At 38.4% G+C, this 26,108-nt stretch carries 28 protein-coding genes and 2 tRNA genes; 1 reads left to right on the top strand and 29 read right to left on the bottom strand.

Annotation, left to right across the window (positions count from 1 at the left end; translation table 11 throughout):
• Window positions 1–44 precede the first annotated feature (44 nt).
• The 21 genes from Epro_RS02270 to Epro_RS02175 all read right to left on the bottom strand — a co-directional run bounded on the left by Epro_RS02270 (window position 45) and on the right by Epro_RS02175 (window position 20,430).
• Window positions 45–929 carry a type II secretion system F family protein gene (locus tag Epro_RS02270; RefSeq protein WP_052570190.1) on the bottom strand — a complete coding sequence of 295 codons (885 nt, stop codon included), beginning with the start codon at window positions 927–929 and terminating at the stop codon, window positions 45–47.
• A complete protein-coding gene (locus tag Epro_RS02265) occupies window positions 930–1,772 on the bottom strand; it encodes a type II secretion system F family protein (RefSeq protein ID WP_052570187.1) in 843 nt (280 codons plus the stop codon).
• Window positions 1,769–3,769 (bottom strand): TadA family conjugal transfer-associated ATPase, encoded by a 2,001-nt coding sequence (locus Epro_RS02260; RefSeq protein ID WP_052570186.1) that lies wholly within the window; start codon window positions 3,767–3,769, stop codon window positions 1,769–1,771. Before Epro_RS02260 ends, Epro_RS02265 begins: the two co-directional genes overlap by 4 nt.
• 2 nt (window positions 3,770–3,771) lie before the next feature.
• Window positions 3,772–4,593, bottom strand: a complete 822-nt coding sequence (gene cpaB, locus Epro_RS02255; protein WP_052570184.1) for a Flp pilus assembly protein CpaB — start codon at window positions 4,591–4,593, stop codon at window positions 3,772–3,774.
• Window positions 4,594–4,609: 16 nt separating this feature from the next.
• Window positions 4,610–5,371, bottom strand: a complete 762-nt coding sequence (locus Epro_RS02250; protein ID WP_052570182.1) for a hypothetical protein — start codon at window positions 5,369–5,371, stop codon at window positions 4,610–4,612.
• Window positions 5,372–5,430: 59 nt separating this feature from the next.
• The gene (locus Epro_RS07085; protein WP_158408986.1) at window positions 5,431–5,604 is read right to left on the bottom strand and encodes a Flp family type IVb pilin; all 174 of its coding nucleotides are present in this window, start codon (window positions 5,602–5,604) and stop codon (window positions 5,431–5,433) included.
• A 10-nt stretch (window positions 5,605–5,614) separates the two neighbouring features.
• Window positions 5,615–6,157, bottom strand: a complete 543-nt coding sequence (locus Epro_RS02245) for a TadE family protein (RefSeq protein ID WP_052570181.1) — start codon at window positions 6,155–6,157, stop codon at window positions 5,615–5,617.
• A 129-nt stretch (window positions 6,158–6,286) separates the two neighbouring features.
• Window positions 6,287–7,219, bottom strand: a complete 933-nt coding sequence (gene rfbB / locus Epro_RS02240) for a dTDP-glucose 4,6-dehydratase (protein WP_052570179.1) — start codon at window positions 7,217–7,219, stop codon at window positions 6,287–6,289.
• A 65-nt stretch (window positions 7,220–7,284) separates the two neighbouring features.
• Window positions 7,285–9,369, bottom strand: coding sequence for an LPS-assembly protein LptD (locus tag Epro_RS02235; protein WP_052570178.1), 2,085 nt, complete (start codon window positions 9,367–9,369; stop codon window positions 7,285–7,287).
• A 7-nt stretch (window positions 9,370–9,376) separates the two neighbouring features.
• Window positions 9,377–10,339: an ROK family protein gene (locus Epro_RS02230; protein ID WP_052570176.1), complete on the bottom strand. Its 963-nt coding sequence runs from the start codon at window positions 10,337–10,339 to the stop codon at window positions 9,377–9,379.
• On the bottom strand, window positions 10,339–11,571 hold the full coding sequence (locus Epro_RS02225) for a bifunctional folylpolyglutamate synthase/dihydrofolate synthase (RefSeq protein WP_052570175.1): 1,233 nt from the start codon (window positions 11,569–11,571) through the stop codon (window positions 10,339–10,341). The genes Epro_RS02230 and Epro_RS02225 overlap by 1 nt, the downstream gene beginning before the upstream one ends.
• Window positions 11,571–12,380 (bottom strand): acetyl-CoA carboxylase, carboxyltransferase subunit beta, encoded by an 810-nt coding sequence (gene accD / locus Epro_RS02220; protein WP_052570173.1) that lies wholly within the window; start codon window positions 12,378–12,380, stop codon window positions 11,571–11,573. Before accD ends, Epro_RS02225 begins: the two co-directional genes overlap by 1 nt.
• 21 nt (window positions 12,381–12,401) lie before the next feature.
• Window positions 12,402–13,364 (bottom strand): KpsF/GutQ family sugar-phosphate isomerase, encoded by a 963-nt coding sequence (locus tag Epro_RS02215; RefSeq protein WP_052570172.1) that lies wholly within the window; start codon window positions 13,362–13,364, stop codon window positions 12,402–12,404.
• Between the two features lie 161 nt (window positions 13,365–13,525).
• On the bottom strand, window positions 13,526–14,152 hold the full coding sequence (locus Epro_RS02210) for a phosphoribosylanthranilate isomerase (protein WP_052570170.1): 627 nt from the start codon (window positions 14,150–14,152) through the stop codon (window positions 13,526–13,528).
• Window positions 14,153–14,178: 26 nt separating this feature from the next.
• Window positions 14,179–14,574: a phosphoribosyl-AMP cyclohydrolase gene (gene hisI, locus Epro_RS02205; RefSeq protein WP_052570169.1), complete on the bottom strand. Its 396-nt coding sequence runs from the start codon at window positions 14,572–14,574 to the stop codon at window positions 14,179–14,181.
• Window positions 14,575–14,576: 2 nt separating this feature from the next.
• Window positions 14,577–15,377: an imidazole glycerol phosphate synthase subunit HisF gene (hisF, locus tag Epro_RS02200; RefSeq protein WP_052570168.1), complete on the bottom strand. Its 801-nt coding sequence runs from the start codon at window positions 15,375–15,377 to the stop codon at window positions 14,577–14,579.
• Window positions 15,378–15,385: 8 nt separating this feature from the next.
• Window positions 15,386–16,123, bottom strand: a complete 738-nt coding sequence (hisA, locus tag Epro_RS02195; protein ID WP_052570166.1) for a 1-(5-phosphoribosyl)-5-[(5-phosphoribosylamino)methylideneamino]imidazole-4-carboxamide isomerase — start codon at window positions 16,121–16,123, stop codon at window positions 15,386–15,388.
• Window positions 16,124–16,753 (bottom strand): imidazole glycerol phosphate synthase subunit HisH, encoded by a 630-nt coding sequence (gene hisH / locus Epro_RS02190; RefSeq protein ID WP_052570165.1) that lies wholly within the window; start codon window positions 16,751–16,753, stop codon window positions 16,124–16,126. It abuts the gene before it with no gap.
• Window positions 16,754–16,792: 39 nt separating this feature from the next.
• Complete coding sequence (hisB, locus tag Epro_RS02185) at window positions 16,793–17,377, bottom strand: imidazoleglycerol-phosphate dehydratase HisB (protein ID WP_052570163.1); 585 nt, start codon at window positions 17,375–17,377, stop codon at window positions 16,793–16,795.
• Complete coding sequence (hisD, locus tag Epro_RS02180) at window positions 17,374–18,543, bottom strand: histidinol dehydrogenase (RefSeq protein ID WP_052571562.1); 1,170 nt, start codon at window positions 18,541–18,543, stop codon at window positions 17,374–17,376. The genes hisB and hisD overlap by 4 nt, the downstream gene beginning before the upstream one ends.
• 45 nt (window positions 18,544–18,588) lie before the next feature.
• Window positions 18,589–20,430, bottom strand: coding sequence for an ABC-F family ATP-binding cassette domain-containing protein (locus Epro_RS02175; protein ID WP_052570161.1), 1,842 nt, complete (start codon window positions 20,428–20,430; stop codon window positions 18,589–18,591).
• Window positions 20,431–20,477: 47 nt separating this feature from the next.
• Between Epro_RS02175 and Epro_RS02170 the strand changes: the two genes are divergently transcribed.
• Window positions 20,478–21,008 (top strand): hypothetical protein, encoded by a 531-nt coding sequence (locus Epro_RS02170; RefSeq protein WP_052570158.1) that lies wholly within the window; start codon window positions 20,478–20,480, stop codon window positions 21,006–21,008.
• Window positions 21,009–21,091: 83 nt separating this feature from the next.
• Here Epro_RS02170 and Epro_RS02165 read toward each other — a convergent pair.
• From Epro_RS02165 to Epro_RS06965, 8 genes are all read right to left on the bottom strand, one after another.
• Window positions 21,092–21,165 (bottom strand) — tRNA-Arg (locus tag Epro_RS02165).
• Between the two features lie 53 nt (window positions 21,166–21,218).
• Entirely contained in the window at window positions 21,219–21,752 is a 534-nt protein-coding gene (apt, locus tag Epro_RS02160) for an adenine phosphoribosyltransferase (protein ID WP_052570156.1), read from the bottom strand.
• 1 nt (window position 21,753) lies between these two features.
• On the bottom strand, window positions 21,754–22,704 hold the full coding sequence (locus tag Epro_RS02155; RefSeq protein ID WP_052570154.1) for a sigma-70 family RNA polymerase sigma factor: 951 nt from the start codon (window positions 22,702–22,704) through the stop codon (window positions 21,754–21,756).
• A 23-nt stretch (window positions 22,705–22,727) separates the two neighbouring features.
• Window positions 22,728–22,801: transfer RNA gene (locus tag Epro_RS02150), tRNA-Pro, on the bottom strand.
• Between the two features lie 13 nt (window positions 22,802–22,814).
• Window positions 22,815–23,165, bottom strand: a complete 351-nt coding sequence (panD, locus tag Epro_RS02145) for an aspartate 1-decarboxylase (protein ID WP_052570152.1) — start codon at window positions 23,163–23,165, stop codon at window positions 22,815–22,817.
• Between the two features lie 12 nt (window positions 23,166–23,177).
• Window positions 23,178–24,203 carry a mechanosensitive ion channel family protein gene (locus tag Epro_RS02140; RefSeq protein WP_052570151.1) on the bottom strand — a complete coding sequence of 342 codons (1,026 nt, stop codon included), beginning with the start codon at window positions 24,201–24,203 and terminating at the stop codon, window positions 23,178–23,180.
• A gap of 1 nt (window position 24,204) precedes the next feature.
• Window positions 24,205–24,558, bottom strand: a complete 354-nt coding sequence (locus Epro_RS02135) for a TraR/DksA family transcriptional regulator (RefSeq protein ID WP_052570149.1) — start codon at window positions 24,556–24,558, stop codon at window positions 24,205–24,207.
• A gap of 23 nt (window positions 24,559–24,581) precedes the next feature.
• Window positions 24,582–26,084, bottom strand: coding sequence for an aminotransferase class I/II-fold pyridoxal phosphate-dependent enzyme (locus Epro_RS06965; protein ID WP_082121467.1), 1,503 nt, complete (start codon window positions 26,082–26,084; stop codon window positions 24,582–24,584).
• Between the last annotated feature and the right edge of the window lie 24 nt (window positions 26,085–26,108).

The raw sequence follows: 26,108 nt of genomic DNA, 5'->3' as shown, positions 1-26,108 counted from the left end.
TGTTTTTTAAATCTAAAGAATTATAGCATATTATAGAACAATAATTAAAATCCGCCGGTTTTAACGAAGTTGATTACGATGGGGCCGAATATTACTATAAATATTGTGGGAAATATAAGAAGAACTAACGGGATGAGCATTTTTATCGGCGCTTCCTGAGCTTTTTTTTCTGCTGCGGACGCGCGTTCGCTTCTCATTTGAACGGCGAGCCTTTTTAACGTGTCGGCCATTCCAACGCCGGCGTCAAGCGCCATATTTATTGTGCGGACAAAAAAGCCAAGCTGTTCTACGTTAGATTGCCGCGCCATTTCGGTAAGAGCGGTTTTTTTATCGTAGCCTAAAGCTATTTTTGCAAGAGCGTTTTTAAAATCGTCGGATAACGGTCCTTTTAAAATATCGGTAACTTTATCTGCCGCGCTAAAAAAATCCGAACCTGCGTCAAGCATAACAGAAAGCAAATCTGCGGTATCCGGAAGCTGCTTAAATATAAGTTCTCTGCGTTTTTTTACGGCTTCTTTAACTTTTACCTGCGGCAAAACAAACGCTACGGCGCCGACAATTAACATTAAAAATAAATCCATACTTATAAAAAGCGCGCAAAAAAGCATACCGCCGATACCCGCGAAAATTTGCACGGATACAAACTGGTAAGCGTTTAATTTCCCCCAATCCCCGCCGAGAGTTTTCAAATTTACTTCTATTTTACTTGTATAATCTTTAAATTGTTTTAGAGTAATTTTTGTAAGCAGCTTTCCTAAATCATCCGCCAAACGCAAAAGAACGGGTTGCAAAAAGCTTTTAGTTTTCTTTTTTTGAACGGCATTTGTAACTTTGCCTTCGGTTTGCATAAGTTTAATGCCGCCGAGAATATAATCAACCGTAAAAAAAGCAGCCGCGCCGATTGTAAGAGTTATTAATAGTATAATCATTTAAAAATCTATCTCCGTTATTTTTCTTATTACAAAAGAGCCCGCCAAAACCATAGCCACAACTATTAACAATAAAATATTTCCGGCTATGGTGTTAAACAGCGAAGCCATCATATCCGGTTCTATTGTGTACATCATTAAAATTACCACAAACGGAATTACGCTTACCACGTTTCCGGACATTCTGCCTTGCGCGGTAAGAGCGGTTACTTTAGCCCCTATTGCAACTCTCTGCGAAGTTGCGTCTATAATGCGGTCAAAAATTCCCGCTAAACTTGAGCCTGTGTCTTTTGAAATTTTTATTGTGTCTATCATCAAGCGAAATTCTTTGCTTGGAGAATTTGCCGCCGCGTCCGTTAAAATTTTCTCAAAGCTTACGCCTAAAGCCAAATTGTCGGACATTTTTACAAACTCGCTTTTTATAGGCTCTTTTAATTCCTCTCCGGCTGTGCCCATGGCGGTTTGAAGAGATTGTCCGGATTGAACCGCATTTTTTATAACCGTAAGAGCCTCTATAACCTGCTTATCTATAAGAGCTGCAAGTTTTTTTGCGTTTTTATCTCTTAAATACCAGTCAAAATAAACGTAAAGCCCGGCTGCTATAAACCCGAATATAATATTTTGCAGAAGTATTAAAACTCCTAAAAAAACTATAAGAGAAATAACAACTCTTTTTCTCTTAAAATCCATATTTTTAAAAGATAATTGTTCTTTTATATTTTCACGTTTCTTCCCGTTTTTTGCGTCTTTTTTATTTTTTAATTTTACGGTTGAAATTATAAGCTGCGCCGCGCAAAAAACAACCGCGCCTAAGCATGCGGCTAACGCTAAAATTTTTATCATTTAAAAATCTCCAAATCTATTTTTACGCCGCGTTTTGACGCGTCTTTTATAAAATCAGGAATAAAGCCCGAAGCTTTAAATTCCCCTTTTTGCGCGCCGTTTTCAAGCCCGGTAAGTTCAAACCGGAACACCGGTTTTATTTCGTAAAGTTTATCGTTTTCGGTTTTATTTAAAACGGATATTGACGATATTTTTCTTGACCCGTCGGAATATCTTGTAAGCTGCACTATTACGTTTATTGCCGACGCTATTTGCGACACTATAGACCGTTCCGGCAGCTCCATTCCCGACATTAAAACCATTGTAACAAGTCTTGAAACGGCGTCTTGCGGAGAGTTTGCGTGAAGCGTTGTCATGCTGCCTTCGTGCCCTGTGGACATTGCCTGAATCATGTCTAACGCTTCTCCAGAGCGGCACTCGCCTACTATTATTCTGTCGGGGCGCATTCTTAATGCGTTTACAACAAGGCGTCTTATGCTTACTTCGCCCGTTCCTTCGGTTGATTTTGGCCTGCTTTCCATGCGCACAACGTGTTTTTGCTGAAGTTGAAGTTCTGCGGAATCTTCTATTGTAACAAGCCTTTCCTGCGCGCCTATGAAAGAAGACACGGCGTTAAGCAGCGTAGTTTTCCCCGTGCCCGTTCCGCCGGAAATTATTATGTTTCTTTTTAAGAGAACGGCAATTTTTAAAAACTCTACCATTTCGGCAGAGATGCTACCCGAGCTTACAAGCGAATCTGCGGATAATTTATTTTTTAGAAATTTTCTTATTGTAAGAACGGGGCCGTTAAGAGAAATAGGTCTTATAACGGCGTTTACTCTTGAGCCGTCTTTAAGCCTTGCGTCCACAATGGGCGAGGCTTCGTCAACGTGTCTTCCTATTTGCGAAACTATTCTGTCTATTACGGTTTTAAGCCTTTTTTCGTCGGGAAATGTTACGCCGGTTTCGGTAAGTTTGCCCGCTTTTTCAATGTATATGCTGTTATAGCCATTAACCATTATTTCCGTAATTTTTTCGTCTTTTAAAAAATCTTCAAGCACGCCAAGACCTGCCACATCGTCGCCAAGTTCTTTTAAAAGTTTTTCGTATATCTCTTTGGGAATTTTTAAATTTAGTTTTTGGACTATTTCATCTATTTTTGTTTTTGCGGTTTGTTTTAATTTTTCAGAATCCGTTTCGTCCGCATAGGCTTTCATTTCGTCCACAAGTTTTGCGTGAATGGAGTTTCTTAAATCTGTATATACGCTTTCATTTTGAAAAAATTTATCTTTATCTTCTTTTGAAGTTTCAACTTCATATTTAGCATTGTCGCAAAACTCAAGAGCCGTTTTATAAGACGCGGCAAGAGAACTGTTTTTATCTCTGTAGGAATATCTTGGAGATATAATTTGTTCCTGAATGTCGGCGTTAAAATCCGCCGAGAGAGAGTTTTTGAATAAATCGTTTGTCTTTAAAACCGTTTCCGAATGGAAGTTGTGGCCTGTATCAAGTTTTAGAGGCAAAATACGAGGTTTTAAGCTGCAATTGGCAAGATAAAAACCAGACAAAAGCATAGCGGCTTTTGAAGAGACCGTGTCGGACATAAACGGAAGAAAAACGCATTTTGCTCTTTTAACAAGTTCAAGCGACGCGGTTTTATTTTCATCCGGCAAAACTATAAAAACATATTTAAACTCCTCGTTAAGAGCATTGATAAGATATAAAACGCTCTCAACCGGAATATCGTTTATAGTTTTTTCTTTAAACCCCAAGACCAAATTTGCGCCTTGGGGGCATAAAAAACTTTTAAGCATTTTAGAATTTATTCCCGCAAGCGCAGGCAAAATATCTTCAACGTATTTTATTCCGTTTTTATAAACAGACCAAAACGCTTCGTTGCCCGGCACGGAAAAATCTACAACTATACTTTCCGCGCTGCCGTTTGAGGCAACGCAGGAAAGTCCGTTTGCAATTAACGCTCTGTAAAATATAGATATTGCGGGCGATATTAAAAACATTTTTACCTGTTTAAAGAGTTTGAATACTTATTTAATATGTCTAACGTTTCTTTCCGGCTGACATTTTGTGTCTTCTGAGGCTGGCTTTGCGTTTTTGAAATATCGCGGACAATATCTGAAATTTTCACGGCTTTTACGGGAATTACTTCGTTGTCGCCGGAAGGTCTTATAACAAACTTTAAACTTCCCCTTTCGTCGGCAAGAAGAATGCTTTGCGCCTCTTCAATACTTACAGACAGCGTTACCGCAGACTTCTTGGAAGAATCTTGTTCGCCGGTTTTTCTTGCCGCGCCCAGATAATTTTCTCCGACGGCTAAAACAAGAATATCCTGCGCTATTACATACGCCGCTTCGTTAAATTGTTTGTTTGTATCGGCATACTCTATAATGCTTAAAACGTCTATTCTGCTGCCTGGAGTTATTCCCGAAATGTCATTGTCAAAACTTACCACAAGCGCTTTTTTACCGTCGGGAATTATGCTTGAAACTCCCGTGTCGGAATTTGTTTGGGATACTTTTGTTGAAAGGATTTGTTCCCCAGACTCAATGGCGTTAAGAGCAATATACAAGGGCGCTCCGTCTTTTGTAAAAAGCGACGAGGCGTTTGCAAACGCTTTAGGCTGAACATATTCTTTAGGAACAGCTTTTACGGCAAGCATATCCGCGCGGATAACCGTTCCCTGAACTATTCTCTGATTTGCAACTAAAACTTTTACGGGCTCCGCAAGAGTTTTGTATTTTGTTTCTATACCGTTAAAAAACAAAAACGCAAACAAAGCGGCAAACACCGCAAAAACAGCGGCAAGTAAAACTGTTTTTTTCATATTAGTTTAAAGTTCCTTAAAATATTTTATAACCTATTGAAAATACTACGCTCTGGCTTAGGAAATCATAGCTATTGCGAACAACTCCCCAACCACCTGTATTCGCCTCTTCAGAGCTAAGCTCTCCCATAGATGAAAGAAAAGCAAGTTCTAATATTAGGTCGCTTAACTCAACTCCGGCATTAATTCCATAATAAAGAGGCATTTTATTGCTTACATCATATCCAGGATCAACTCCCGGACTTCCCTTAAACGTTAAAGAATGAGAACCTATATTTCCCGACACGTAAACGTTTTTATTTTCCCCTATGCTTTGCTTAAATTTTGCAATCAAGTAATATGGTATATCCGTGTAATAGACTGCTTTTCCGTCAAGATTAGTGGAAGGATTTATTCCTGCGCCAAAGCCTAAATAAATATTCTTAAATGCTTTGAAATCCAACTCAAGAGCAATATGAAATTGTTTAGGTTTGTCATATAAAGTTCCAACATCGTTTTTGCTTCCCAAAAATGTTTTGCCTGATAAATCTGTGCCTAACTTTAAAATTAAGTCAATATCAGGTATGCCGGAAGAATTATTAGCCGCAACGTTACCTGCAAAAGTAACATCCGTTTTTTTAATTTGCTTCCAAGACGAGCCCTGTTGAAAAAGATAAGAATCAGCTGTTTCCTGAATTATTTTGCCGTCCAACACTTCACCGTTATTGAGATATAAATTATCTGCAAAAACATTTGCCGCGGCAAAAACTAAAACCAATGCAAATAATGCCTTTTTCATTGTTTTCTCCATTTTTGTAATTATATGCTATACGCTATACTCTTTACAAATTATCCGCCTTACTCAACGTCTGCAGTTTCAACTACTTCTGTTGCTTTTTCAAACTGCCCCTTAATTGTGCTTCCTAAAGTTTTATATACAGCAAACACAATCCCTACCACAACTGCCACTATCAAAATATACTCCACCATTCCCTGACCTTTGTGTCTTTTAACCCAACCGAAGTTTAACATTACATTCTCCTTAGTTTGCGCGCTTTGTCTCGCTGGAACTTCCCGTACCGGACAAAATTTCGGAACGCGCTTTAATTTCTATATTTTCCCTGCCTGTAAATTTAAGTATTGGCGGAATTTTATAAGTATATACAAGCTCTACATATGACTTTTTTAAATTTACAGCCAACAAAGAATCTTTAAGCTTTACAAGTTCCGTAGGGCTAAAATTAGCTATATTATCCAATGACAAAGAGTAATCAAGTTTTTGAGAATCGTTAGCTTTTACGACTACGTTTAGTTTTTCTCTGTCAAGCGTTCTGCCTATATTTGAGCTGTGGCAAAGATAGTTTATTATGAAACCTTTTATAGTGTCTTCGCTGTAGCGAGTATAAACTAATAAATCTGTGCCGTAGCGAGCGGCGCCCGTAAGCTGCTGCCATGTAAGCGCAACCCGCGCAAACCAAACAACTGCAAAAAGAAAAAACACTATTAACGGCATAAATAAAGCCGCTTCTACAAGAGATTGCCCTTTTGAGCGTAATGCCGGTTTTGAGTTTTTAAAACGTTTCAAGTAAAGCCTTTAAATTTAAAAGTTTACTTTCAGTTTTCCTAAGATGTGTAAGCCAAAGATGTGTAAGACTGAAGTGTTTAAGCCGTTATAGCGGCAGATATTTGAAATCTGCCGCATAAAAATAGATTGCTACTTATTTTCTTTATACCATTTTACTGTTTCTTTAATGGCTTTTTCAAATGTAAACTGCGGTTTATAACCTAATTTTTTTATTTTGTTGTAGTTTATGGAATATCTTCTGTCATGACCTAATCTGTCCGCAACTCTTTTAATTAAAGTTTCGGGCTTTTCTAAAATTTTTAAAATCTTTTTTGTAAGTTCTATGTTTGAAAGTTCCTGACCGCCGCCGATATTGTAAACCTCGCCGGCTTTGCCCTTATGCAAAACTATGTCTATTGCGCGGCAGTGATCTTCAACATAAAGCCAGTCGCGGACGTTTTTCCCGTCGCCGTAAAGCGGAAGGTTTTTATTTTTAAGCGCGTTTGAAATAAATAACGGAATAACTTTTTCTGGGTACTGGTAAGGTCCGTAATTGTTAGAACATCTTGTAATCATGGCAGGAAAGCCGTAAGTTACAAAATACGCGCGGCAAAGCATGTCTGCGGACGCCTTAGAAGCGGAATACGGGCTGTTTGGGCAAATATAAGATTCTTCGGTAAAAGAACCTTTCAAAATGCTGCCGTAAACTTCGTCGGTAGAAACTTGAAGGTATTTTTTTATTTTATTTGCTTTTGCGGCTTCAAGAAGAGTGAAAGTGCCGTTGACGTTTGTTTTAACAAAAGCGTCGGCGTTTGCTATAGAACGGTCAACGTGCGTTTCAGCGGCAAAATTTATTATGGCGTCAACGTCTTTTATGTATTTGTTTACAAATTTGTAATTACAGATATCGCCTTTTACAAATTTATAATTTTTATTTTTTGCAATGTCTTTAAGATTTTTTAAATTTCCGGCGTAGGTCAGTTTATCGTAATTAATAATTTTGTAGTTAGGATATTTAGATAAAATGTGTCTTATAAAATTTGAACCTATAAACCCCGCGCCGCCGGTAACAAACAATTTCATGATTTTTTATCTCCCTAAATTTTAAAATTTTCCGCTGTTATTATAACATATTATTTATAAAACTTTTAACGCCACGGATAGAATATTTCTTCATCTTCGCTCATCTCTTTTTCAAGGTTGCGCCTGTCAAAAGGCGTATTTGTTTTCATGTCAAATTTAAAAAACACTTCGTTGTAAGAGTTTCTGACTCTCCATGTAAGTCCTAAATTGTAACAATGCAAATCTCTGTATAATTTAAATTCGTGATCGTTAAGCCTTGAATAAGTTAAATCCAAGCGCGACGTTGTGCGTATATTATAATCTATTCTCCATTTCGGCGTAACCCATAAGCCAAACCCTATGGTATTGTCTATTTCCTTTGAGCGGTAAGACATAACGGGGTCGTCGTAATACTGATAAAACACGCCGAAATTAAAATACATTTTTTCAAGCGAGCCTATTTGCAAATCAACTTGCAACGCCTGAAATTTCAGCGGATCTATAAGCTGCGTTTGTCTGATGTAGGCGGTAATATAATATTTAGGCGTGTAAATAATTTCAGTTGCAAGCGGCGACCATCTTGAAGAAGTCTGCGGCGTTCTGTAAAGATTATTGTCAGACGGCGAGTATGGCGTTCTATAATTCATAAAATTATACGAAAGCGTGTTTCTTACGGTAGTTCTTGAGCCTATATACATATAATTAGTATAAGCAAGATGATTAGCTTCCAAACCGTAATCGTTTGCCGAAGAATCTATTGCAAGAGAATTTTTTTCAGCGCGCATTCTTGCCGAATAGTTGAAATTCCAATCCATCCAGCTTGTTACGCGAAGCCTTGAATTAAGCGAACTTGTATATTTTGTTAAAAATGTGTGGTCGTAATATCCCTGATTGTCTCTGTCATACCATTCTTCGGATATTGTGAGAGCAGGTTTTAACGTAAGCCTTTTTCCTATTCTAAAATCTTTTGTAAGGTTGTAATTTGCCGCCGCGGTATTTTTGTAGAAAAGATTGCCTGTGGAATATTCTCTGTAATTATTGTCGTAAAGCAAATTAAAACTGTGCGTTATTCCTAAAAATATTTTTTTCGGATAATAAGTAAAATTGACCTGAGGCAAAGACATTTGCTCGGTAACGTATTCTATTCCGTTGTAGTTGTCATGACGCTGTAAGGCAATAAGTAAATTTGTGCTTTGCCCTTGTCTGGTAAGAGCCGCGTAAGAGTATAATCTGTTAAGAGTTCTGTTCCAGTCGCCTTGATTGTAATAATTGTTAAAACTGTTGTCGCTTATCAGCTCCGCCTGAGATTGTATAGTCCACTCTTTATTTATGCGCTGCCAATAATATGGGCGCACCGTCCAGCGTTCCATATTCGCAAAACGGTCGTTAATTTTATATGCGTAAATACTTCCCTTGGCGTTATTTGTAAAATAATTAAACTCTCCGCCGTAACCGTTTCCTCTGCTGCCGAGATAATCGTAAAAACCTTTAAGCGTAATTGCATTGCTGAATTTATATGCAAGAGTATTTTTTATTGAAAAGCCGCCTTCATTTGTGTATCCGGGCTCAAAAGTATATTTAAAATTTCCCATTTCAAACCCGCCGCCGCCCTTGAGAGATTTTGTTATAAACGGCAGATAAAAAATAGGAACTTTACCTATATACAGCACAGGGTTGTAAATAGTAACTCTTTCGCCTAAAACAATTTTACCGGTTCTGGCTCTAAAACACGTGTGAGGGTCGTCTAAATCGCAGTTTGAAAGAGTTACGTGTCTTATAGCGTAAGCGTCTTTTGCGTCGTCTTTATAGCGCGTCATCTCTTTTGCGTGCATAAATATTATTGAAGCGTTTACTACGCTGTCTTTTATGTCGCCGGTTTCCTGCGCAAAATCGTAATCTATGCTTGAAGCGGCAAAAGAGTTTCCCGACTCTTCAATTCGCACGTTTCCGCTTGCGTGCATAGTTTTTTCTTCAACTTTAAACATTACGTAATCGGCTTTAACTTCCCTTCCCTGCCAGCCCATAACAACGTTGCCGTTAGCTCTTATAACGTTATCTCCCTGAATATATTCAAGCTCGTCGGCTTTTATATCTATTTCATAAGAAAAAACGCCGCGGCAAGCGGCTGACATAAGAAATAAAATAATAATTGTTTTAAAAAGATTTTTCATTGAAAAGTTATTGTTTTGCAGCTGTAGAATGTTTGGCAAGCATAGCCGCGCCCACAACTCCAAGCTTATTTGTGTAGCCGGATACTATAATTTTACACGCCTTGCGGGAAGATTTAAACGCTCTTTTTTCTATCTCTTTTTTCAGAGGGTCTAAAAGATATTTTCCGGCATGGCTTATTCCCCCGCATAAAACTATTGTGTCGGGGTTTATAAAATTTAAAATGTCGGAAATTAAAATACCGAGTTTTTCGCCGGCGTAGTTCCACACAGCTTTTGCAACTTTGTCGCCTTTAACTGCCGCCGCATGTAAAATTTTAGGAGTAATTTTGGAGTAGTCTTTTGCAATAAGCTTATCCATTAAGGCCGATTTATTTTCTTTAAAATATTTTGCCGCATAGGCGGAAAGATATTTTGCGCCTACAAAAGTTTCTATACAGCCGGTATTGCCGCATTTGCAGCGCAAGCCTTTAGGGTCTATTGTAATGTGCCCTATTTCTCCGGCGGTGCAGCTTGCTCCTATGTAAAGTTTTTTATTTATAATAATTCCGCCGCCAACGCCCGTGCCCAAAGTTACGCACACAAGATTAGAAGATTTTTCCATAACGTCAAGACAAAACGCGCCTATTGCCGCCGTATTTGCGTCGTTATCAACAAAAACTTTTTTCTTTGTTAGTTTTTCAAGCATCTCTTTCAAATTAATTTTTTTCCATTTCGGCAAATTAGGAGAAAAGCGGACAATACCTTTCAAACAATCTACATCGCCGGCAATTCCTACGCCAGCCGTTTTTGTATTGCGGTAATTTTTTAAAACGGAAGCTTTTTCAACTATAGATTTAACTATTGTTTCAGGTTTGGCATTTATATCGGTTGCAATAACGGACTCTTCAACAATGGAACCTTTGTTGTTTACTATCGCTATTTTAATGTTTGTTCCGCCCATATCTATGCCAAGATAATATTTCGCTGACATTACAATCCTCTTATATGTTGTATTAACTCTCCGGCCAAATACAGAGAGCCTGCCGCCGCTGCTTTTTCTCTTTTTTTGATAAGGTTTAAACTTTCTTTAACGTTTTTTACGGTAAAAATATTGCGCGCCGGAATATATTTTGCAAACACGAGCTTTAATTTTTCCGTATCAACCGCTCTTTTGTTACGCAAAGCAGGCAGTATAACTTTTCCGGCGTAAGGAACTATTTTTTTTATAACCGTTGTATAATCTTTTTCTTTCATTGCGGCAAATATGAAAGTTCTTTTAATGTTTCCGTCGTCAAAATCTTTTAGCGCCGAAATGAAAGCGTCTGTTGCTTCAGGGTTATGCGCGCCGTCTATTATAATTTGCGCCCCATTAATTTTTCGGACATCAAACCTTGCAGGCCACTGAGCTTTTGCAAGACCTTTTTTGATATTTGAATCTTTAATTACAAAACCTTTACTTTTTAAAACTTCAATTGCGCAAGCGGCAACTGCAGCGTTTTGAATTTGATGTTTGCCGTATAAAGATATTTTTAAATTTTTCAAATTATCTTTCAAGCCGTTGTAATCAAACCGAAGAGACTGTTTTTTATATGTTACGGTAAAATCTTTTCCGAAAACCAACGGGTTTGTTTTGCATTTTATTACTTTTAAAGCCTGCGCGGAAAGTTTTCCGCAAACGACTTTGGAATTTTTAATTATTCCGGCTTTCTCAAAAGCTATTTTCTTTATTGTAGAACCCAAAATTTCCGCATGGTCTATGTTTACCGAAGTAATTATTGCAACAAGCGGATCCGTTATAACATTTGTAGCGTCAAACCGCCCGCCAAGCCCCGTTTCAATAACCGCAATATCAACTTTTTGCGCGGCAAAATATATGAAAGCTATCGCCGTAAGATATTCAAAATATGACAGTTTGCATTTTTCGGCAAGAGCCAAATATTTTTCAGCAATTGCGGCAAAAGTTTTTTTAGAAATATCTTTGCCGTTTATTTTTATGCGTTCAGTTATGCGCCTTAAATGCGGCGAAGTGTATAAAGCCGTTTTATAGCCGCTGTTTTTCAAAATAGAAGCCGTAAACGCCGCCGTAGAACCTTTTGCATTTGTTCCGGCGATGTGAACGCATTTTAACTTTTTATGCGGGTCGCCCAAAGCTTTAAGAAATTTTTTTATTCTTGAAAGTCCGGGCGTCATGCCTTCGTATTCTTTTAAAGAGTCAAAAAACATTATTTCTTCTTGTCAAAAAATCGTAAAGCTTTTATCAAGACGTTTCTTAAATCTTTTCTTTCCGCCACAATGTCAACCATTCCGTGTTTTTCAAGAAACTCTGAAAGTTGAAAGCCTTCGGGAAGCTGCTGTCTTATAGTTTGTTCAATAACTCTTGGACCGGCAAAACCTATAAGCGCTTTTGATTCCGCTATATTTAAATCTCCAAGCATTGCGTAGCTTGCGGCAACTCCGCCCGTTGTAGGGTCTGTTAAAACCGAAATATAAGCAAGCCCTTTTTCGGCAAGTCTTGCAAGCGCTGCGCTGGTTTTACCCATTTGCATAAGAGATATTATTCCCTCTTGCATTCTTGCTCCGCCCGACGCCGAAAGTATAATAACGGGATATTTTTTTTCTATAGCCGTTTCTATGGCGCGCACTATTTTTTCGCCCACTACCGAGCCCATGCTGCCGCCCATGAATTCAAAATCCATAACGGCAAGCATTACCGGATATCCGCCTATTTTAGCTTCGCCGGTAACAACAGCGTCGTTTATGTGCGACTTTTTTATTTTCTCGCCGTATCCCGGAAAATTTAAAAAATCTACGGCTTTTAAATTTTTATCGGTCTCTTTAAAACTTCCGTTATCCACGGTAAATTCTATTCTTTTACGAGGATTAACTCTTCCGTAGTATCCGCATTTCGGACAAACCAACAGATTTTCTTCATAATCTTTTTGAAGAAGAATTTGCTCGCATTTTTTACATTTTGTCCACATACCCGCCGGAATTTTATCCGCAGACTGAGCTTGGTTTTTTTGCGTTTCCATATTTTGAACCCTCCAAATTATCTATTCGGCTATACCCTGCGATAACAAATCTCCCTGATCTAAAATTCCGAGAGGCTTATTATTTTTATCTACTACCGGAATATTGTCTATATTATAATCTTTAAGAACGCGCGCGGCGTCAACAGCCATCATATCGGGCGTTACGGTTCTGGGGTTTTTTGTCATAACTTCCGTTATTTTCTTTTTTAAAATCTTCTCGTCTTTTTGAAGGCGTCTTCTTAAATCTCCGTCGGTAAAGAAGCCTGTAATTTTTCCTTTTTTATCCACAACGCTTGTTGCGCCTACCCTTGTGCCGGTCATTACAAGAAGCGCGTCTTCAACGGTAGCGTCCGAAAACACAACGGGGTTTTGTTTCCCTTTTCTCATAATATCTGAAACATGCATGGTCAATCTTTTGCCTATAGACCCTAACGGGTGAAGCAATGCAAGATGTTCCCTCTTAAAACCTTTTAAATTGGAAACCGTAAGCGCCAGCGCGTCGCCCATGGCAAGCACGGCGGTTGTTGAAGATGTCGGCGCCATGTTATACGGACACGCTTCTTTTTCAACGCTGCAATCTATTATGCAATCAGAATTTTGCCACACGTTAGCTTTTGTTTTACCGGTCATAACAATAACTTTTATTTTCATATTTTTAAGAACGGGCAAAACTTTTTTAATTTCTTCCGTCTCTCCGGAATAAGAAAGCATTATAACAACGTCGCCCGCCATAAGAGAACCTAAGTCTCCGTGCAAACTTTCCGACGGATGAACAAATATTGACGGAATGCCGATTGAAGACATTGTCGCAGAAATTTTTCTGCCTATAAGCCCGGATTTGCCAAGCCCCATAACTATTACGCGGCCTTTGCAGTCTTTTATAAGCCTGACAGCTTTGCCGAAGTTTGCGTCAAGATGTTTTATCTGATCTTTAACCGCTTTAGCTTCAAGCTCAAGCGTCTCTTTTGCTATTTTAAATTCCATTTTACAAGTCCTCAAATTGTTTTTATCATTATTTCAACTTTGCACTTTAAAAACTATCAGAAACACATCTTATATTTAGTAACCATGGATCCCGTATTAAGACATTACGGGATGACACTTCGCGTTCACTTTTCACTTTAAATTTTATCGTTTCATTGCTGTTATTTAAGTCCGTGCGCATAACGTATAAGATTATTCATTTTATCGTAATCTTTTCTTTTCGGGAGTCTTTCTATGCCGCCGTCCGCATCAACGCCGTATGGCGCAACTTTTTCCAAAGCCTCTTTAACTTCTTCAGGCGTAATTCTACCGGAAACAAAAACGGGAACGTTTAAATTTACGGCTTTCGCTGCAAGCTCAAAATTATGTTTAACCGTTTCTCCGTCAAGATATGACACGTCCAACACAAAATAATCAACGTTTCCCGCGTATAAAGACAATTTTTCTGCGTCGCTTTCATTTTCAAGTTTAAAGAATTTAAAAACCTTTACGCCAAGCGCCGCTTTTGCCGCCGCGCAAAACTCGGGAGCTTCAATACCGTTAAACTGAACATTTTTCAATCCGCATTTTTTAATGGTTTTTTCTATAAGCTTTTGATCCGCGTCTGCAAAAACCCCGACGGGTATTACAAAAGGCGGAAGTTTTGAAACTATATCAATAACCATTTTTTCGGAAACTTTTTTAGGAGATTCTTTAATAAAATGAAACCCCAAAAAATCCGCGCCAAGATTTGTAGCGTCTAAAGAATCGTTATAATTTGCCAACCCGCATATTTTCACTTTCGCCATTATATTTCCCTTTATGACATTTCGTGTTATTTTGTTTTCTTATAAACCTTTTCCGGGTCAAACAATTTTTTTCCTACGGTTTTGGTGTTTCCGGCTGACGTAACTTTTGTAAAAAAGCAGCTTCTGTGGCCTGTGTGGCATGCTGCGCCGCCTATTTGCTGGACTTTTATAAGAATGCAATCTCCGTCACAATCGTAGTAAAACTCTTTAACTTTCTGAATGTTTCCGGAGCTTTCGCCTTTTACCCAAAAAGACTGTCTTGAGCGGCTCCAGAAAGTTGCTTTCTTTGTTTTAAGCGTTCTTTTGACGGCTTCTTTGTTCATGTAAGCCACCATCAAAACCGCATTGTCTTTCCAGTCTTGAACTACCGCAGGAATAAGTCCTTTTTCGTCAAACTTTAAGCTTTTAATAATTGTGTCCATTATTACCTCACCGGTATATTTTTAGACTTCAAATAATCTTTTACTTGCTTTATAGCAAGTTCTCTGTAATGAAAAAGCGATGCCGCCAAAACTGCCGACGCGCCGGATTCTACCGCAGACGCAAAATGCTCCAACTTACCCGCTCCGCCCGAAGCTATAACGGGAATTTGCACAATGTCAGTAACCGTTTTTAAAAGAGCGTTGTCATATCCGTCTTTTGTGCCGTCTTTATCCATGCTTGTAAGAAGTATTTCCCCGGCGCCCAAATCTTGCGCTTTTTTTGCCCATTCTACAGCATCAAGACCTGTGTCTATGCGTCCGCCGTGAACAAATACATTCCACTTATTTGAAGACTGAATTGTCGCGCCGACTCCGTTTGCTTGCAATAACGATGATGGCGTCACTTTTTTTGCGTCTATTGCAACCACTATGCACTGCCGTCCAAACCTTTCGCTTGCGCGTTTTATAATTTCAGGATCTTTTACCGCCGAAGAATTTAAAGAGACTTTGTCTGCGCCGGCATTTAAAAGAACTCTTATGTCTTCAAGCGTTCTCACGCCGCCGCCTACGGTAAGAGGAATAAAAACCTGCTGAGCGGTTCTTCTAACTAAATCTACGGTAGTGTCTCTGCCTTCGTACGTTGCCGTTATATCCAAAAAAACAACTTCGTCGGCGCCTTCAAGATTATATCTTTTGGCAACTTCAACAGGGTCTCCCGCGTCGCGCAAATTCACAAAATTTGTGCCCTTAACAACGCGACCGTTATTTACGTCCAAACAAGGAATAACTCGTATACCTAACATTTAATTTGTTACCTTTTACCTGTTTCGCTTGCCGTTCTAATTGCTTTGCTCAAATCAAAATTGTCGGTATAAAGCGCGGCGCCTACTATTGCCGCGTAAACTCCTCCGGATTCAAGCTCTTTTAATTTTATTATGTCTTCGTTGGATTTTACTCCGCCGGAGGCTATTATTTTAAGCCCTGTTTTTGCAAGAGTTTTTAAACCGTCAAAATCAGGTCCTGTAAGCATTCCGTCTCTTGAAATATCCGTGTATAATACTTCTTTCAATCCGAAACTTTTAAGTTTTAACGCCAAATCTTCAACCTTAACGGACGTTACGTCAACCCAGCCTTTTGTGGCAACGTAACCGTTTTTTGCGTCTATGGCAACTATTATTTTATCTGCGCCGAATTTTTCTACGGCTTCTTTTACAATTTCGGGTTTTTCAACAGCGACAGTTCCAAGTATTGCAAAAGACGCGCCCAAATCAAAAAGTTCTTTAATTGAATCTAAATTTCTTATACCGCCGCCAATTTCAACGGGAATATTTACGGTTCTGCAAATTTCGCTTATCAAATTTTTATTTACTCTTTCGCCTTTTAAAGCGCCGTCTAAATCCACAACGTGAATTCTTTTTGCGCCTTTTTGCTGCCACAGTTTTGCAGTTTCAACCGGATTATCCGAGTGAACGGTAGCCGCGTCAAACTTTCCCTGTTTCAGACGAACGGATTTGCCGTTTTTTATATCAATTGCAGGTATAACTATCACTTATTTAACCTCGCCGAGAAAATTCTTTAAAATCTGCAAACCTTTGCCTCCGCTTTTTTCAGGGTGAAACTGACTGCCCCAAACGTTTTCAAAAGCCGCGGAAGAACAAAAATCTATTCCGTAATTGCAAAAACTTGAAACCTGAATATTATTTTCGGGCTTTGCGTAATACGAGTGAACAAAATAAAAGTTTTCCCCGTCGGAAATTTCGGCAAACATTTTTTTTGCTTCAGGCGTATTGTTTATTTTCACGCCGTTCCAACCCATGTGAGGAATTTTTAAATTATTATTTTTAAATTCAAATTTTTTAACTTCGCCGTTTAACAGTCCTAAACCTTTATGCTGGCCGCCTTCATAACCTTTTGTAAAAAAAAGCTGAAAGCCCAGGCAAATGCCGTAAAGCATTTTTCCGGAAGCAACATATTGGCGTATTGCGCAGTCAAACCCGTCTTTAACTAAAAACTCAGCAGCAGGAGCAAAAGCGCCTACGCCCGGCAAAATGGCGCCGTTAAAATCTGAAATTTTATCGGGAGAGTTTATTACCACAGGCTCCGCCCCGCAAAAATTCAGCGCATTTTGAACGCTTTTAATGTTGCCGAAACCATAGTCTATAATTGCTATTTTTTTCATATTGTCTTTAATTCTCAATTTTCAATTATCAATTGCCGTTTAAAGAATCCCTTTCGTTGACGGAATTTTTTTCCCTTTTGTCCGCGCCGCAGCTTGCGCTAAAGCTTTTGCAAAAGCTTTAAACATTGCTTCCGCTATGTGATGATTGTTTCTGCCTTTAATCATTTTTATGTGCAGCGTAATGCCTGCGCTTGAAGCTAACGCGTAAAAAAACTCGTGAATTAAATCGTAGTTGAAACCGGTTTTTTGAAACTCTATTTGGGCTTCATAACTGAAAAAAAATCTTCCGGACAAATCTAACGCCACGTAACTTAACGCTTCGTCCATGGGAAGCAAAAAATGCCCGTATCTTGCTATGGCTTTTTTGTCGCCCAAAGCTTCTTTCAAAGCAAGCCCGAGAGTTATGCCGGTATCTTCAACAAGGTGATGATCGTCAATATGCGTATCGCCGGAAGCTTTAACTTTTAAAGTAAATCCGCTGTGCGCGCCGAAAAGTTCAAGCATGTGATCTAAAAAACCTATACTCGTAGAAATTTCAGGTTTTGAAGATTTATCCAAATTAAGCTCTACCAAAACGTTTGTTTCTTTGGTAACTCTTTTTACATTTGCTTTTCTTTGTTTCATATTCTAACCTCTGCGGATTTTTTATGATATTTCATGCCTTCCGCGGCGGCAAAACTCGCTATTTCTTTGAACCCTTTTTTATTATTTTTATTCATAACGGTGTAAGACGTTCTTTTTAAAAATGTCATAACGGAAAGCCCGCTTGAATATTTTGCCGACGCATTTGTAGGCAAAACATGCGACGGACCCGCCCAATAGTCGCCGGCTGCCGTAGGCGTTTGATATCCTGCAAAAACAGCTCCCGCGTTTTTAACTTTTTTAAATAACGGTTTATAATTTTTAACAAGCAATTCCAAATGTTCCGGAGCTATTTCATTTACTTTTTTGACGGCTTCGTCTAAAGAACAAAACCCCAGCCGCACAAGATTTAAAGCGTCTTTCGGAAGAAGTTTTTTTACCTGCTCTATTTTTTCTTTTGAGTCGCAAAATAAATAAGCGTTTGCGTTATTGCCGTGTTCCACTTGAGCCATTAAATCTGCAAATATAAACTCTGCCGGAGCATTTTTATCGGCGATAATTGCTACTTCGCTCGGGCCTGCCAAAGAGTCTATTCCGACCGCTCCGAAAACCTGTCTTTTGGCTTCGTTTACGTAAGCGTTTCCGGGACCAACTATAATATCTACTTTTTCTATATTTTTTGTGCCGTAAGCCAAAGCGGCCACGGCCATAATTCCGCCGACGCGGTAAATTTCGCTAACGCCGCAGAGTTTGGCGGCATAAAGAAGCTCGTCGCTTAATCTATTCGGCGGAGTTACCATAACTATGCGTTTAACTCCGGCGGCTTTTGCCGCAACTGCAGTCATTATTACCGTTGACGGATAAGGGTAAAGCCCGCCGGGCACATAAAGCCCCGCGGATTCAATGCAAGTGTAAAACTGTCCGGTTTTAACGCCGTTTCTTGTAATGCCCCAGCTTTTTTTAATGTTGGAAAATTCGGTTTTATGGAAAGATAAAACGTTTAAATACGAAGATTTTATGGCTCTTTTTAAAGCAGCAGAAACGCGTTTCACGCCCGCGTCTATTTCGCTTTTGGAAACTCTTAAACCCTGCTTTGACAAATCTATGCCGTCAAACTTTTTAAGATATTTAAAAACGGCTTTATCGCCGCCTTTTTTAATATCTTCTATTATGCCTGAAACATAGACGCTTAAATTTTGTTTTTTCATCTTGAAAATTATACAAAAATCAAAGATTTTTGACAATATTAAAGGTTAGTCTATTTCCATCATTTTTAATCTGAAATGTTCGTTTTTATTTTCAAACTCAACAGACATGTCTCCAAGCTTTAAATACAAAGTTTCAAGCTCGCTTTTAAGCTGTTTATCTATTTTTGCGCCGTCAACCAAAAAAGTTACGTCTTGATCCATAGAAGCTTGTATAAGTTTTTGGGTGTTTTCGTTTAATTCTTTCTCTTTTGCCGTTATTTCTTTTTCCAGCTTTACAATGCTTTCTTCAAGCGGCTTTAAAATTCTTGACTTTTCCTGAATAAGATGCGCTCTTTGTTTTTTTAATTCTTCTTTTGAAAAAACTTTTTCTCTTTTTGCGTTTTTATTTTTTATGTCTCCGCTTTCGTCTTCCCAGCCTCTTGTTTCAAGGAAATCTTTGTATGTTCCCTCAAAAACAGAAACTTTATCTCTGTCAAAAATTATAAGTTTTTCGGCGATATTATAAAGCAATTCCTCATTGTGCGTAACAAGTATTACCGAACCGTTAAACTCATTTATTGCGTCTATTAAACCTTCGCAGGATTCCATATCAAGATGGTTTGTGGGCTCGTCCAAAAGCAGCATATGGCATGGGTTTACCAAAATTTTCCCAAGTAAAACTCTGCTTTTTTCTCCTCCGCTTAATATGTCAATTTTTTTTAAAGCGTCGTTGCCGCTAAACATCATGGAACCGGCAATATTTCTTGCTTTCTGCGGAAGGCATTTGCCGTCGGTGCTTAATATTTCTTCAAAAACCGTTTTTAACGGGTTTAAATCTGCCGCGTCGGACTGCACAAAATACGCGGTTTTTAAATCCGGATGTTTTTTTATGCTTCCGTCAGAAGGTTCCAGCCTGTCGGCAATAAGTTTTAAAAGCGTGGATTTACCTTTACCGTTTTTGCCGATTACGCAAATTCTTTCTTTTTTTAAAACGTCAAAACTTAAATTTTGTATCAAAGGATTATCTTTTGTGTAACCGAATTTTAAATTATGCACGCCCATCATTTTTGCGGCGTTAAAAGGAAGCGATGAGAAAGAGAAATCCAAATCTTCAAGCTCCGTTAAACCTTCCATGCTGTCTTGTTTCTCAAGCGACTTAATGCGCGACTGAACCATTCCCGCAAGCCTTGCTTTTGCGCGGAAACGGCTTATAAAAATTTCCGTCTGCTTGCGTTTTTTCTCGGCGTTAAGACGCGTTTTTTCATATATTTCTTCTTCTTTGTCTATCTGTTCGTAAAGTTTTTGCGTGCTGCCTTCCACTTTTCTGGCTTTTGTTCTGTGTATGCACGCGCAATGCGTTATGCAGCTGTCCATAAAATTTCTGTCGTGAGTTATAAGAATAAGCTCGCCCTTCCACGAACGCAAAAACTGCGACAGCCAGCGTATAGCAACAATATCAAGATAGTTATTAGGCTCGTCAAGCATAAGCATATTTGCGTTTGAAAGCAAAACTTTTGCAAGATTAATTCTTATTTTATATCCGCCGGAAAATTCCAAAGGATTTTTGTGCATATCGCTTGAAGAAAAACCAAGACCGGAAAGTATTTTTTCGGCTTTCCATGTTTCGTCTTTTTCCCCAACGGGCAGCGCAAGGCAGGCTTCTTCCACAGCGGTAGGTTTTGTAAACTTTATATGCTGCTGCAAATATCCTATTTTGTAATTTTTAGGAATGTTTATGCTTCCCGAATCGTAGTCCATTTCGCCTAAAATAATTTTAAAAAGAGTGGTTTTGCCGTGTCCGTTTCTTCCCACAAGCCCTACCCTTTCTTTGGCGTTGATGTTCAAACTAAGATTATCAAAAAGTATGCGTCCGCCGAATGATTTGTTTAAATCTGTAATTTTTATCATAATTTTGTATATTATAGCAAAATAAACGTTTCTATGAGGATATTTAGATGAAAAAACAGAGAATTTTTTTAATTATTTTTATTTTTTTGGTAATAATTTTTGCGGTATATAAATATTCGCAAAGCCCGTCCGTGCAGCATCTTGATAAAGCTTTTATAACGGTAAAAGCTCCGTTAATGAATAGAAGCGTCCTCAACGAAAACGCAGCAAAAGAAAACGCAAAAAATAATATAGAGGAAGTAATTTTTTACCATACGTCTTCGGGCGGCATTGAATATGTTGTAACTTTCTCAAAAAATAAAGAAGAAATAAATTTTAACAGAGCAATAAACTCAATTAAAAAAACGTTTCAAGACTACAATTTTCAATTTACAAAAACCGACACAAAAAGCGGCGTTTACATTGAAGGAACTTTCAACAAAAACGGAACCGTTTACGGCGTGAAAGATTTAATGATTAAAAATAAAAATTTCTTCTGGCAAATCCTTACGATATACCCCAACTCAAAAAAGAACGCAGACAAAGCCGATAAGTTTATAAAATCAGCAATGATAGATGATAAGAAGATAAGAAATTAGGAAGATAAGTAACAACAAATAAAAAAACCTGATTGAAATATTTCAATCAGGTTTTTACCTTTTACATATTATTTACTAAAGAGCGTCCCTGAGAGGAGTTGAACCTCCAACCTTATCCTTAGGACGGATCTGCTCTATCCAGTTGAGCTACAGGGACTTTAAACGGCAATTTAAAATTGAGAATTGAAAATGGATAATTAACGGAAAGATTTAATACTTTATAATTGAAAAAATTTCTATGTTTTTATCTTTAATATTTTCTCTTCCTTTCAGGAAGGCGAGTTCCGCAACAAAAGCTGCGGCGACGGTTTTTGCTTTTAGTTGTCGGACAAGCTCTGCAGATGCGTTAATTGTGCCGCCGGTGGCTAATAAATCGTCTATAAGCAAAACTTTCTCGCCTTCGGAAAAAGAATCTTTGTGAGTTTCTATTATCGCGGTTCCATACTCCAAATTATAACTTGCCCAAATTGTATCGCCGGGAAGTTTCCCTTTTTTACGTATAAGCACAAACGGAATATTCATTTTTACGGCAAGCGGCATGCCAAACAAAAACCCGCGCGATTCAACGCCTGCAATTTTATCTATTTTTAAATCTGCAAATTTATCTGCAAAAGCGTCTATTATTTTATTAAAAAGTTTGATGTTTGCAAAAATCGGAGTTATATCTTTAAAGGTAACTCCTTTAACCGGAAAATTCGCCACGTTGCGTACTGCCGCTGAAAGCTCGCCCGTTAAGTTTGTCATTTTAAGCCCTTCTGTCTTTATTTTTACGTCTGTCAATATTTTTCGGATATTTCTTTCCTGAATCTCTTCTATCTTTTCTGCTTCTTCTGTTATCAAGTAAAATATTTCCAGCGTCAAATTTGTCTATAAGTCCGAAACGTATAAAAATTCCTTTCAATTTTTTGAAAGATCTTATTTCAAGCTGGCGCACGCGCTCTCTTGAAATTTTTAAAAGTTTTCCTATATCTTCAAGAGACATAGGCTTTATTCCGCCAAGCCCGAAACGCATTCTGACTATTTCCCTTTCCCTAACGGGAAGATAGTTTAGCGCCGTAGTAATATCGTCGCGCGTTCTTATAATTTCCGTTACGGATTCCGGAGATTTAATTTTATCGTCGGCAAGAGTGTCTTTAACAAACACTTCTTCATCGTCGCCGATTGGCGTTTCAATGGAAGTAGTGCCGTTAAAGACAGCCGAAGCTTTTAAAATGCCTGATATTTGTTTTTTATTTAATTTTAGTTTTTCGGCAATTTCCGCAACGGTAGGTTCTCTGTTGAGTTTGCTTTTTAAAATGCTGTATGTTTTCATCCATAAATTTAACGCGTCCCACATGTGCGACGGAATTCTTATTGTTTTTGTCTGGTTTTCAATGGCTTTGCGCATGTATTGTTCTACCCAGTAAACGGCATATGTTGAAAATGCGATATTTTTAGACGTATCAAATTTTTCCACGGCTTTTATCAAACCCATATTTCCCTCTTCTATCAAATCCATGAAATCAATGCCTTTTTTCATAAACCTTTTAGCAATGGGAATAACAAGCTTATAATTTTGCTCTACAAGCTTGTGAAACGCTTTTTTATCTTTCTTTGATTTTTTCCAGCAAATTGCAACTTCTTGTTTTGAGAGAGGTTTAATTGCGCTTATAGCGTTGAAGTATAGTTGAAGCGGGTCAAAGTTTGAAGAAGGCATTTTAAAAATCCTTTAAAATGAAATCGGGGCGACTGGATTTGAACCAGCGACCTCACGGTCCCGAACCGAGCGCTCTATCCAGCTGAGCCACGCCCCGAATTTACTTCTTTTTAATATAACGTATCAACTTTAACGCATTTATTGTTTTTATCTACAAAAACTATTTTTGCGTTAACGGGTTTATCGGAAAGAGTAAAACCCATTACTATAATTTCTTCGTCTTTTTTTATAAGATGAGCCGCGGCGCCGTTCATACACATTACGCCAGAGCCCGCTTTGCCCGGTATAACATAAGTTTCAAGTCTTGCTCCCGAAGTGTTAGACACAACCAAAACTTTTTCGCCAACCCAAAGACCGGCTTTTTCAATAAGATCGCTATCTATGGTTATGCTGCCTTTGTAATTGAGATTAGCTTCGCTAACAACGGCTTTAAATATTTTAGAGCTTAAAACAAACTTCATATATATTTTCCCTTAATCTTTTTTAAGAGTAACAACTCTTTGCGGAAACGGTATTTCAATGTGTTGCGCGTCAAATTTTTTCTTAATACTTTTTATAACATTATGCACAACTTCAGAGCGCACATACATATCGCGAACGCGAAATATAACGCTAAAATTTATTGAAGAATCCGCAAATTCGCCAAAACGCACAATAGGTTTAAAAGTTTTTGCGGCGCCCTCGGAAGAGTTTAAAACTTCCGTTACGGCCGCAATTGCCGCTGCTTCAACTTTTTCCAAGTCGCTGTCGTAAGAAACGCCGCATTTTACGGACACCGTAAGTTCGGCAGCGTTTAACGAGTGCACAATTTTAACTATTGCCGACGATATTTTAGTATTCGGAACCGTTATCACATTATTTGAAATTTCTCTTATGCGGGTGGTTCTCCAATTTATTTCTATTACTCTGCCTTCCTGTCCCGAGTCAAGCTGTATATAATCGCCGCGCATTATTTGCCCGCTTGCAAGAATATTTACGCCGGCAAAAAAATTGCTTAAAGTATCTTGAAGCGCAAGAGCCACCGCCAAAGAACCTACGCCCAACGCCGTAAGTATAGGCGTTAACTTAACGCCTATTTGGTTTAAAATAAGAACTATGCCTATAAATATTACGACAAACTTTATTATGTTTACGCCGATAGCTTCGGAAACCGCTCTTTGAAATATTTTAGCTGCGACAGAAGCCGCCAATACCACAAAAGAAAAAGCCAACAAAACAAAAAACGCTTTATCTATTACATCGTATTTATGCTCTAAAGGCGAAATTAAATAAGAGCAATATAACGCAGTAAGAAAGAACCAAAACGAAACGTAATTTTTTGAAGATATTACTATGTCGTCGCCTAAAACAAGTCCGGACTTTTCTACAATTTTTTGCAAAAATTTTAATATGTATTTTTTAAATAAAAAACCTGCAACAAATATAAGCGCAAAAACCGCTGCGCTTTCAGACCACATTACAATATTTTCAGGTAAAGAAATACCAAACAATGTTTGCATTTTATTTTCTTGGTCTTTCGGCTTCTTCCTGACATTTAATACAGTAGCGAGACCACGGTATTGCTTTTAGCCTTTCAAGAGTTATGTTTTCGCCGCAGCATTCGCATTTGCCGAAAGTTCCTCTTTCAACTTTTGCAATTGCGTCGTTAATTGTGTCTAAAGTTATTTTATCGTTTGCCGCAAGCTCAAAATACATTTCTTTCTGGCTGTTTTGGCTTGCCGTATCTATTTCGTCGCCCACGTTTTCTTCGGAAGAAGAATCAAGTTCTTTTTGCGCGTTGTTTACTTTATTTAAAAGCTCCGTTCTTTTCTGAATTAAAATCTTTTTAAAATTTGCCGCGTCTTTTTTATTCATTTTATTCCCCATTGCCTGAATTATCAGTTTGTAAAAACCTTTACGGTTTTAAGCATGTCGCTTTCTTGTCCGCTTATTCTTATATCTTTTGAAGACATATCCATAAGGTAATCGCAGATTTCTTTAGTAATTCTTTCGCCCGGAATTAACACGGGAATACCCGGAGGATACGGCGTAAGCACCTGCGCCGAAACATGCCCGACGGATTTATTTAAAGGCACTCTTTTTGTGTTATTTGACAAATACACGTCTCTAGGCATCATAACCATCTCGGTAGCCAGCGACGGTATTTGCAAAGCCCAATTTTTTTGTTCTCCGTGATAAGTTTTATCTATATCTTTAAGAGCGTTGACCAAAGCTTCCACATCCGACTTATTAGACCCTATGCCCATAATTGCAACTAAGTTAAAAATGTCGGCGTAATCAAGCTGTATGTTGTATTTTTTAGCAAGTATGTCTTCTATTTCGTATCCGGAAAGTCCGGTTTTGGTAACGTTTACGGTAAGTTTTGTAACGTCCAAATCAAAACCTTCGCGCTGAATTTCTTTTCTTGTGAAACACTTCATGGAAGCTATATTATGGTTTATGTAATTTCTTCCCCATTCGGCCGCTTCAATTACTTTGTCAAACATTTTGCCGCCGTCCATAACCGCCTGCCTTCTTGCCAAATCAAGAGTTGCAAGCGTAAGGTAATTCGGACTTGTGGTTTGAAGCATTGAAACTACTTTTTTAACTCTGTTAAAATCTACAAGTTTGGAATTAAAATGAAGAACAGAGCCCTGTGAAAACGCCGACAGTATTTTATGCGTTGACTGAACGCACAAATCTGCGCCCGCGCGAACTGCGGACTGCTGCGGAAGCTGATTGTTAAATATTAAATGAGGACCGTGCGCTTCGTCAACAAGCACAATTTTTCCTCTTCTGTGGCAAAGATCTACTATTTTATCCAGTTCCGTTACTACGCCGTTATATGTGGGGCTTGTTACAAAAACAGCTTTAGCCTCGGGATAACGGTCTAACGCGTCCTTAATTTGAGCATATGTTGAATTAAAAATTACGTCAAGATTTTGTTCAATTTTCGGCTGAATCCAAATAGGCCAAACGCCGGATAAAACGACGCCCGCCATTATAGATTTGTGAGAACTTCTTGAAACTATTACGGAATCTCCCGGGTCGCAAGCCGCAAGAAACATTGCTATATTTCCTACAGACGTTCCATTGAGCAAAAAAATAGAGTTGCGCACGCCGTAGGCTTCCGCCATAAGTTCTTGAGATTTTTTTATCGGGCCTACAGGGTCGTGGAGAGAATCTACTTCGTCAAAAACCGTAACGTCAAATTTGAATACGTTTTCGCCGGTGTAGCTTTTAAGTTCTTCATCTATGCTTCTGCCGTTTTTATGTCCGGGACAGTGAAAAGACACAACGTCTCTTTTAGCGTGTCCTAAAAGAACGTCAAACATAGGCGCTTTAGATTGCCTTGCAAGAAAAGCTTTTTGCGCTGCCGTAACTTTAGATTTTTTTTTCATTTTTTTATTAGAAACGCTAAAAAA

The sequence above is a fragment of the Endomicrobium proavitum genome (assembly GCF_001027545.1).
In the GTDB taxonomy this organism is placed as follows: Bacteria; Elusimicrobiota; Endomicrobiia; order Endomicrobiales; family Endomicrobiaceae; genus Endomicrobium; species Endomicrobium proavitum.
The sequence above is the reverse complement of the archived record's forward strand: the minus strand, read 5'-3'. Positions and strand labels throughout refer to the sequence as shown.

Excerpts from the sequence above, each read along its gene's own strand:
- hisH (WP_052570165.1), bottom strand. The coding sequence starts at position 16,753 with ATGAAAAAAATAGCAATTATAGACTATGGTTTCGGCAACATTAAAAGC.
- Epro_RS02225 (WP_052570175.1), bottom strand. The coding sequence starts at position 11,571 with ATGTTTTTTGACTCTTTAAAAGAATACGAAGGCATGACGCCCGGACTT.
- panD (WP_052570152.1), bottom strand. The coding sequence starts at position 23,165 with ATGAAGTTTGTTTTAAGCTCTAAAATATTTAAAGCCGTTGTTAGCGAA.
- Epro_RS02170 (WP_052570158.1), top strand. The coding sequence starts at position 20,478 with ATGAAAAAACAGAGAATTTTTTTAATTATTTTTATTTTTTTGGTAATA.
- hisF (WP_052570168.1), bottom strand. The coding sequence starts at position 15,377 with ATGTTAGGTATACGAGTTATTCCTTGTTTGGACGTAAATAACGGTCGC.
- hisD (WP_052571562.1), bottom strand. The coding sequence starts at position 18,543 with ATGAAAAAACAAAATTTAAGCGTCTATGTTTCAGGCATAATAGAAGAT.
- hisI (WP_052570169.1), bottom strand. The coding sequence starts at position 14,574 with ATGGACACAATTATTAAAAGCTTAAAGTTTGACGAAAAAGGACTTATT.
- Epro_RS02140 (WP_052570151.1), bottom strand. The coding sequence starts at position 24,203 with ATGCAAACATTGTTTGGTATTTCTTTACCTGAAAATATTGTAATGTGG.
- hisB (WP_052570163.1), bottom strand. The coding sequence starts at position 17,377 with ATGAAACAAAGAAAAGCAAATGTAAAAAGAGTTACCAAAGAAACAAAC.
- Epro_RS02270 (WP_052570190.1), bottom strand. The coding sequence starts at position 929 with ATGATTATACTATTAATAACTCTTACAATCGGCGCGGCTGCTTTTTTT.
- Epro_RS02265 (WP_052570187.1), bottom strand. The coding sequence starts at position 1,772 with ATGATAAAAATTTTAGCGTTAGCCGCATGCTTAGGCGCGGTTGTTTTT.
- Epro_RS02215 (WP_052570172.1), bottom strand. The coding sequence starts at position 13,364 with ATGGAATTTAAAATAGCAAAAGAGACGCTTGAGCTTGAAGCTAAAGCG.
- Epro_RS02250 (WP_052570182.1), bottom strand. The coding sequence starts at position 5,371 with ATGAAAAAGGCATTATTTGCATTGGTTTTAGTTTTTGCCGCGGCAAAT.
- Epro_RS02155 (WP_052570154.1), bottom strand. The coding sequence starts at position 22,704 with ATGCCTTCTTCAAACTTTGACCCGCTTCAACTATACTTCAACGCTATA.
- apt (WP_052570156.1), bottom strand. The coding sequence starts at position 21,752 with ATGACAAACTTAACGGGCGAGCTTTCAGCGGCAGTACGCAACGTGGCG.
- Epro_RS02135 (WP_052570149.1), bottom strand. The coding sequence starts at position 24,558 with ATGAATAAAAAAGACGCGGCAAATTTTAAAAAGATTTTAATTCAGAAA.
- Epro_RS02175 (WP_052570161.1), bottom strand. The coding sequence starts at position 20,430 with ATGATAAAAATTACAGATTTAAACAAATCATTCGGCGGACGCATACTT.
- cpaB (WP_052570184.1), bottom strand. The coding sequence starts at position 4,593 with ATGAAAAAAACAGTTTTACTTGCCGCTGTTTTTGCGGTGTTTGCCGCT.
- Epro_RS02210 (WP_052570170.1), bottom strand. The coding sequence starts at position 14,152 with ATGGCGAAAGTGAAAATATGCGGGTTGGCAAATTATAACGATTCTTTA.
- Epro_RS02235 (WP_052570178.1), bottom strand. The coding sequence starts at position 9,369 with ATGAAAAATCTTTTTAAAACAATTATTATTTTATTTCTTATGTCAGCC.
- Epro_RS06965 (WP_082121467.1), bottom strand. The coding sequence starts at position 26,084 with ATGAAAAAAAAATCTAAAGTTACGGCAGCGCAAAAAGCTTTTCTTGCA.
- Epro_RS02260 (WP_052570186.1), bottom strand. The coding sequence starts at position 3,769 with ATGTTTTTAATATCGCCCGCAATATCTATATTTTACAGAGCGTTAATT.
- Epro_RS02230 (WP_052570176.1), bottom strand. The coding sequence starts at position 10,339 with ATGTCAGCGAAATATTATCTTGGCATAGATATGGGCGGAACAAACATT.
- rfbB (WP_052570179.1), bottom strand. The coding sequence starts at position 7,219 with ATGAAATTGTTTGTTACCGGCGGCGCGGGGTTTATAGGTTCAAATTTT.
- accD (WP_052570173.1), bottom strand. The coding sequence starts at position 12,380 with ATGGAAACGCAAAAAAACCAAGCTCAGTCTGCGGATAAAATTCCGGCG.
- Epro_RS07085 (WP_158408986.1), bottom strand. The coding sequence starts at position 5,604 with ATGTTAAACTTCGGTTGGGTTAAAAGACACAAAGGTCAGGGAATGGTG.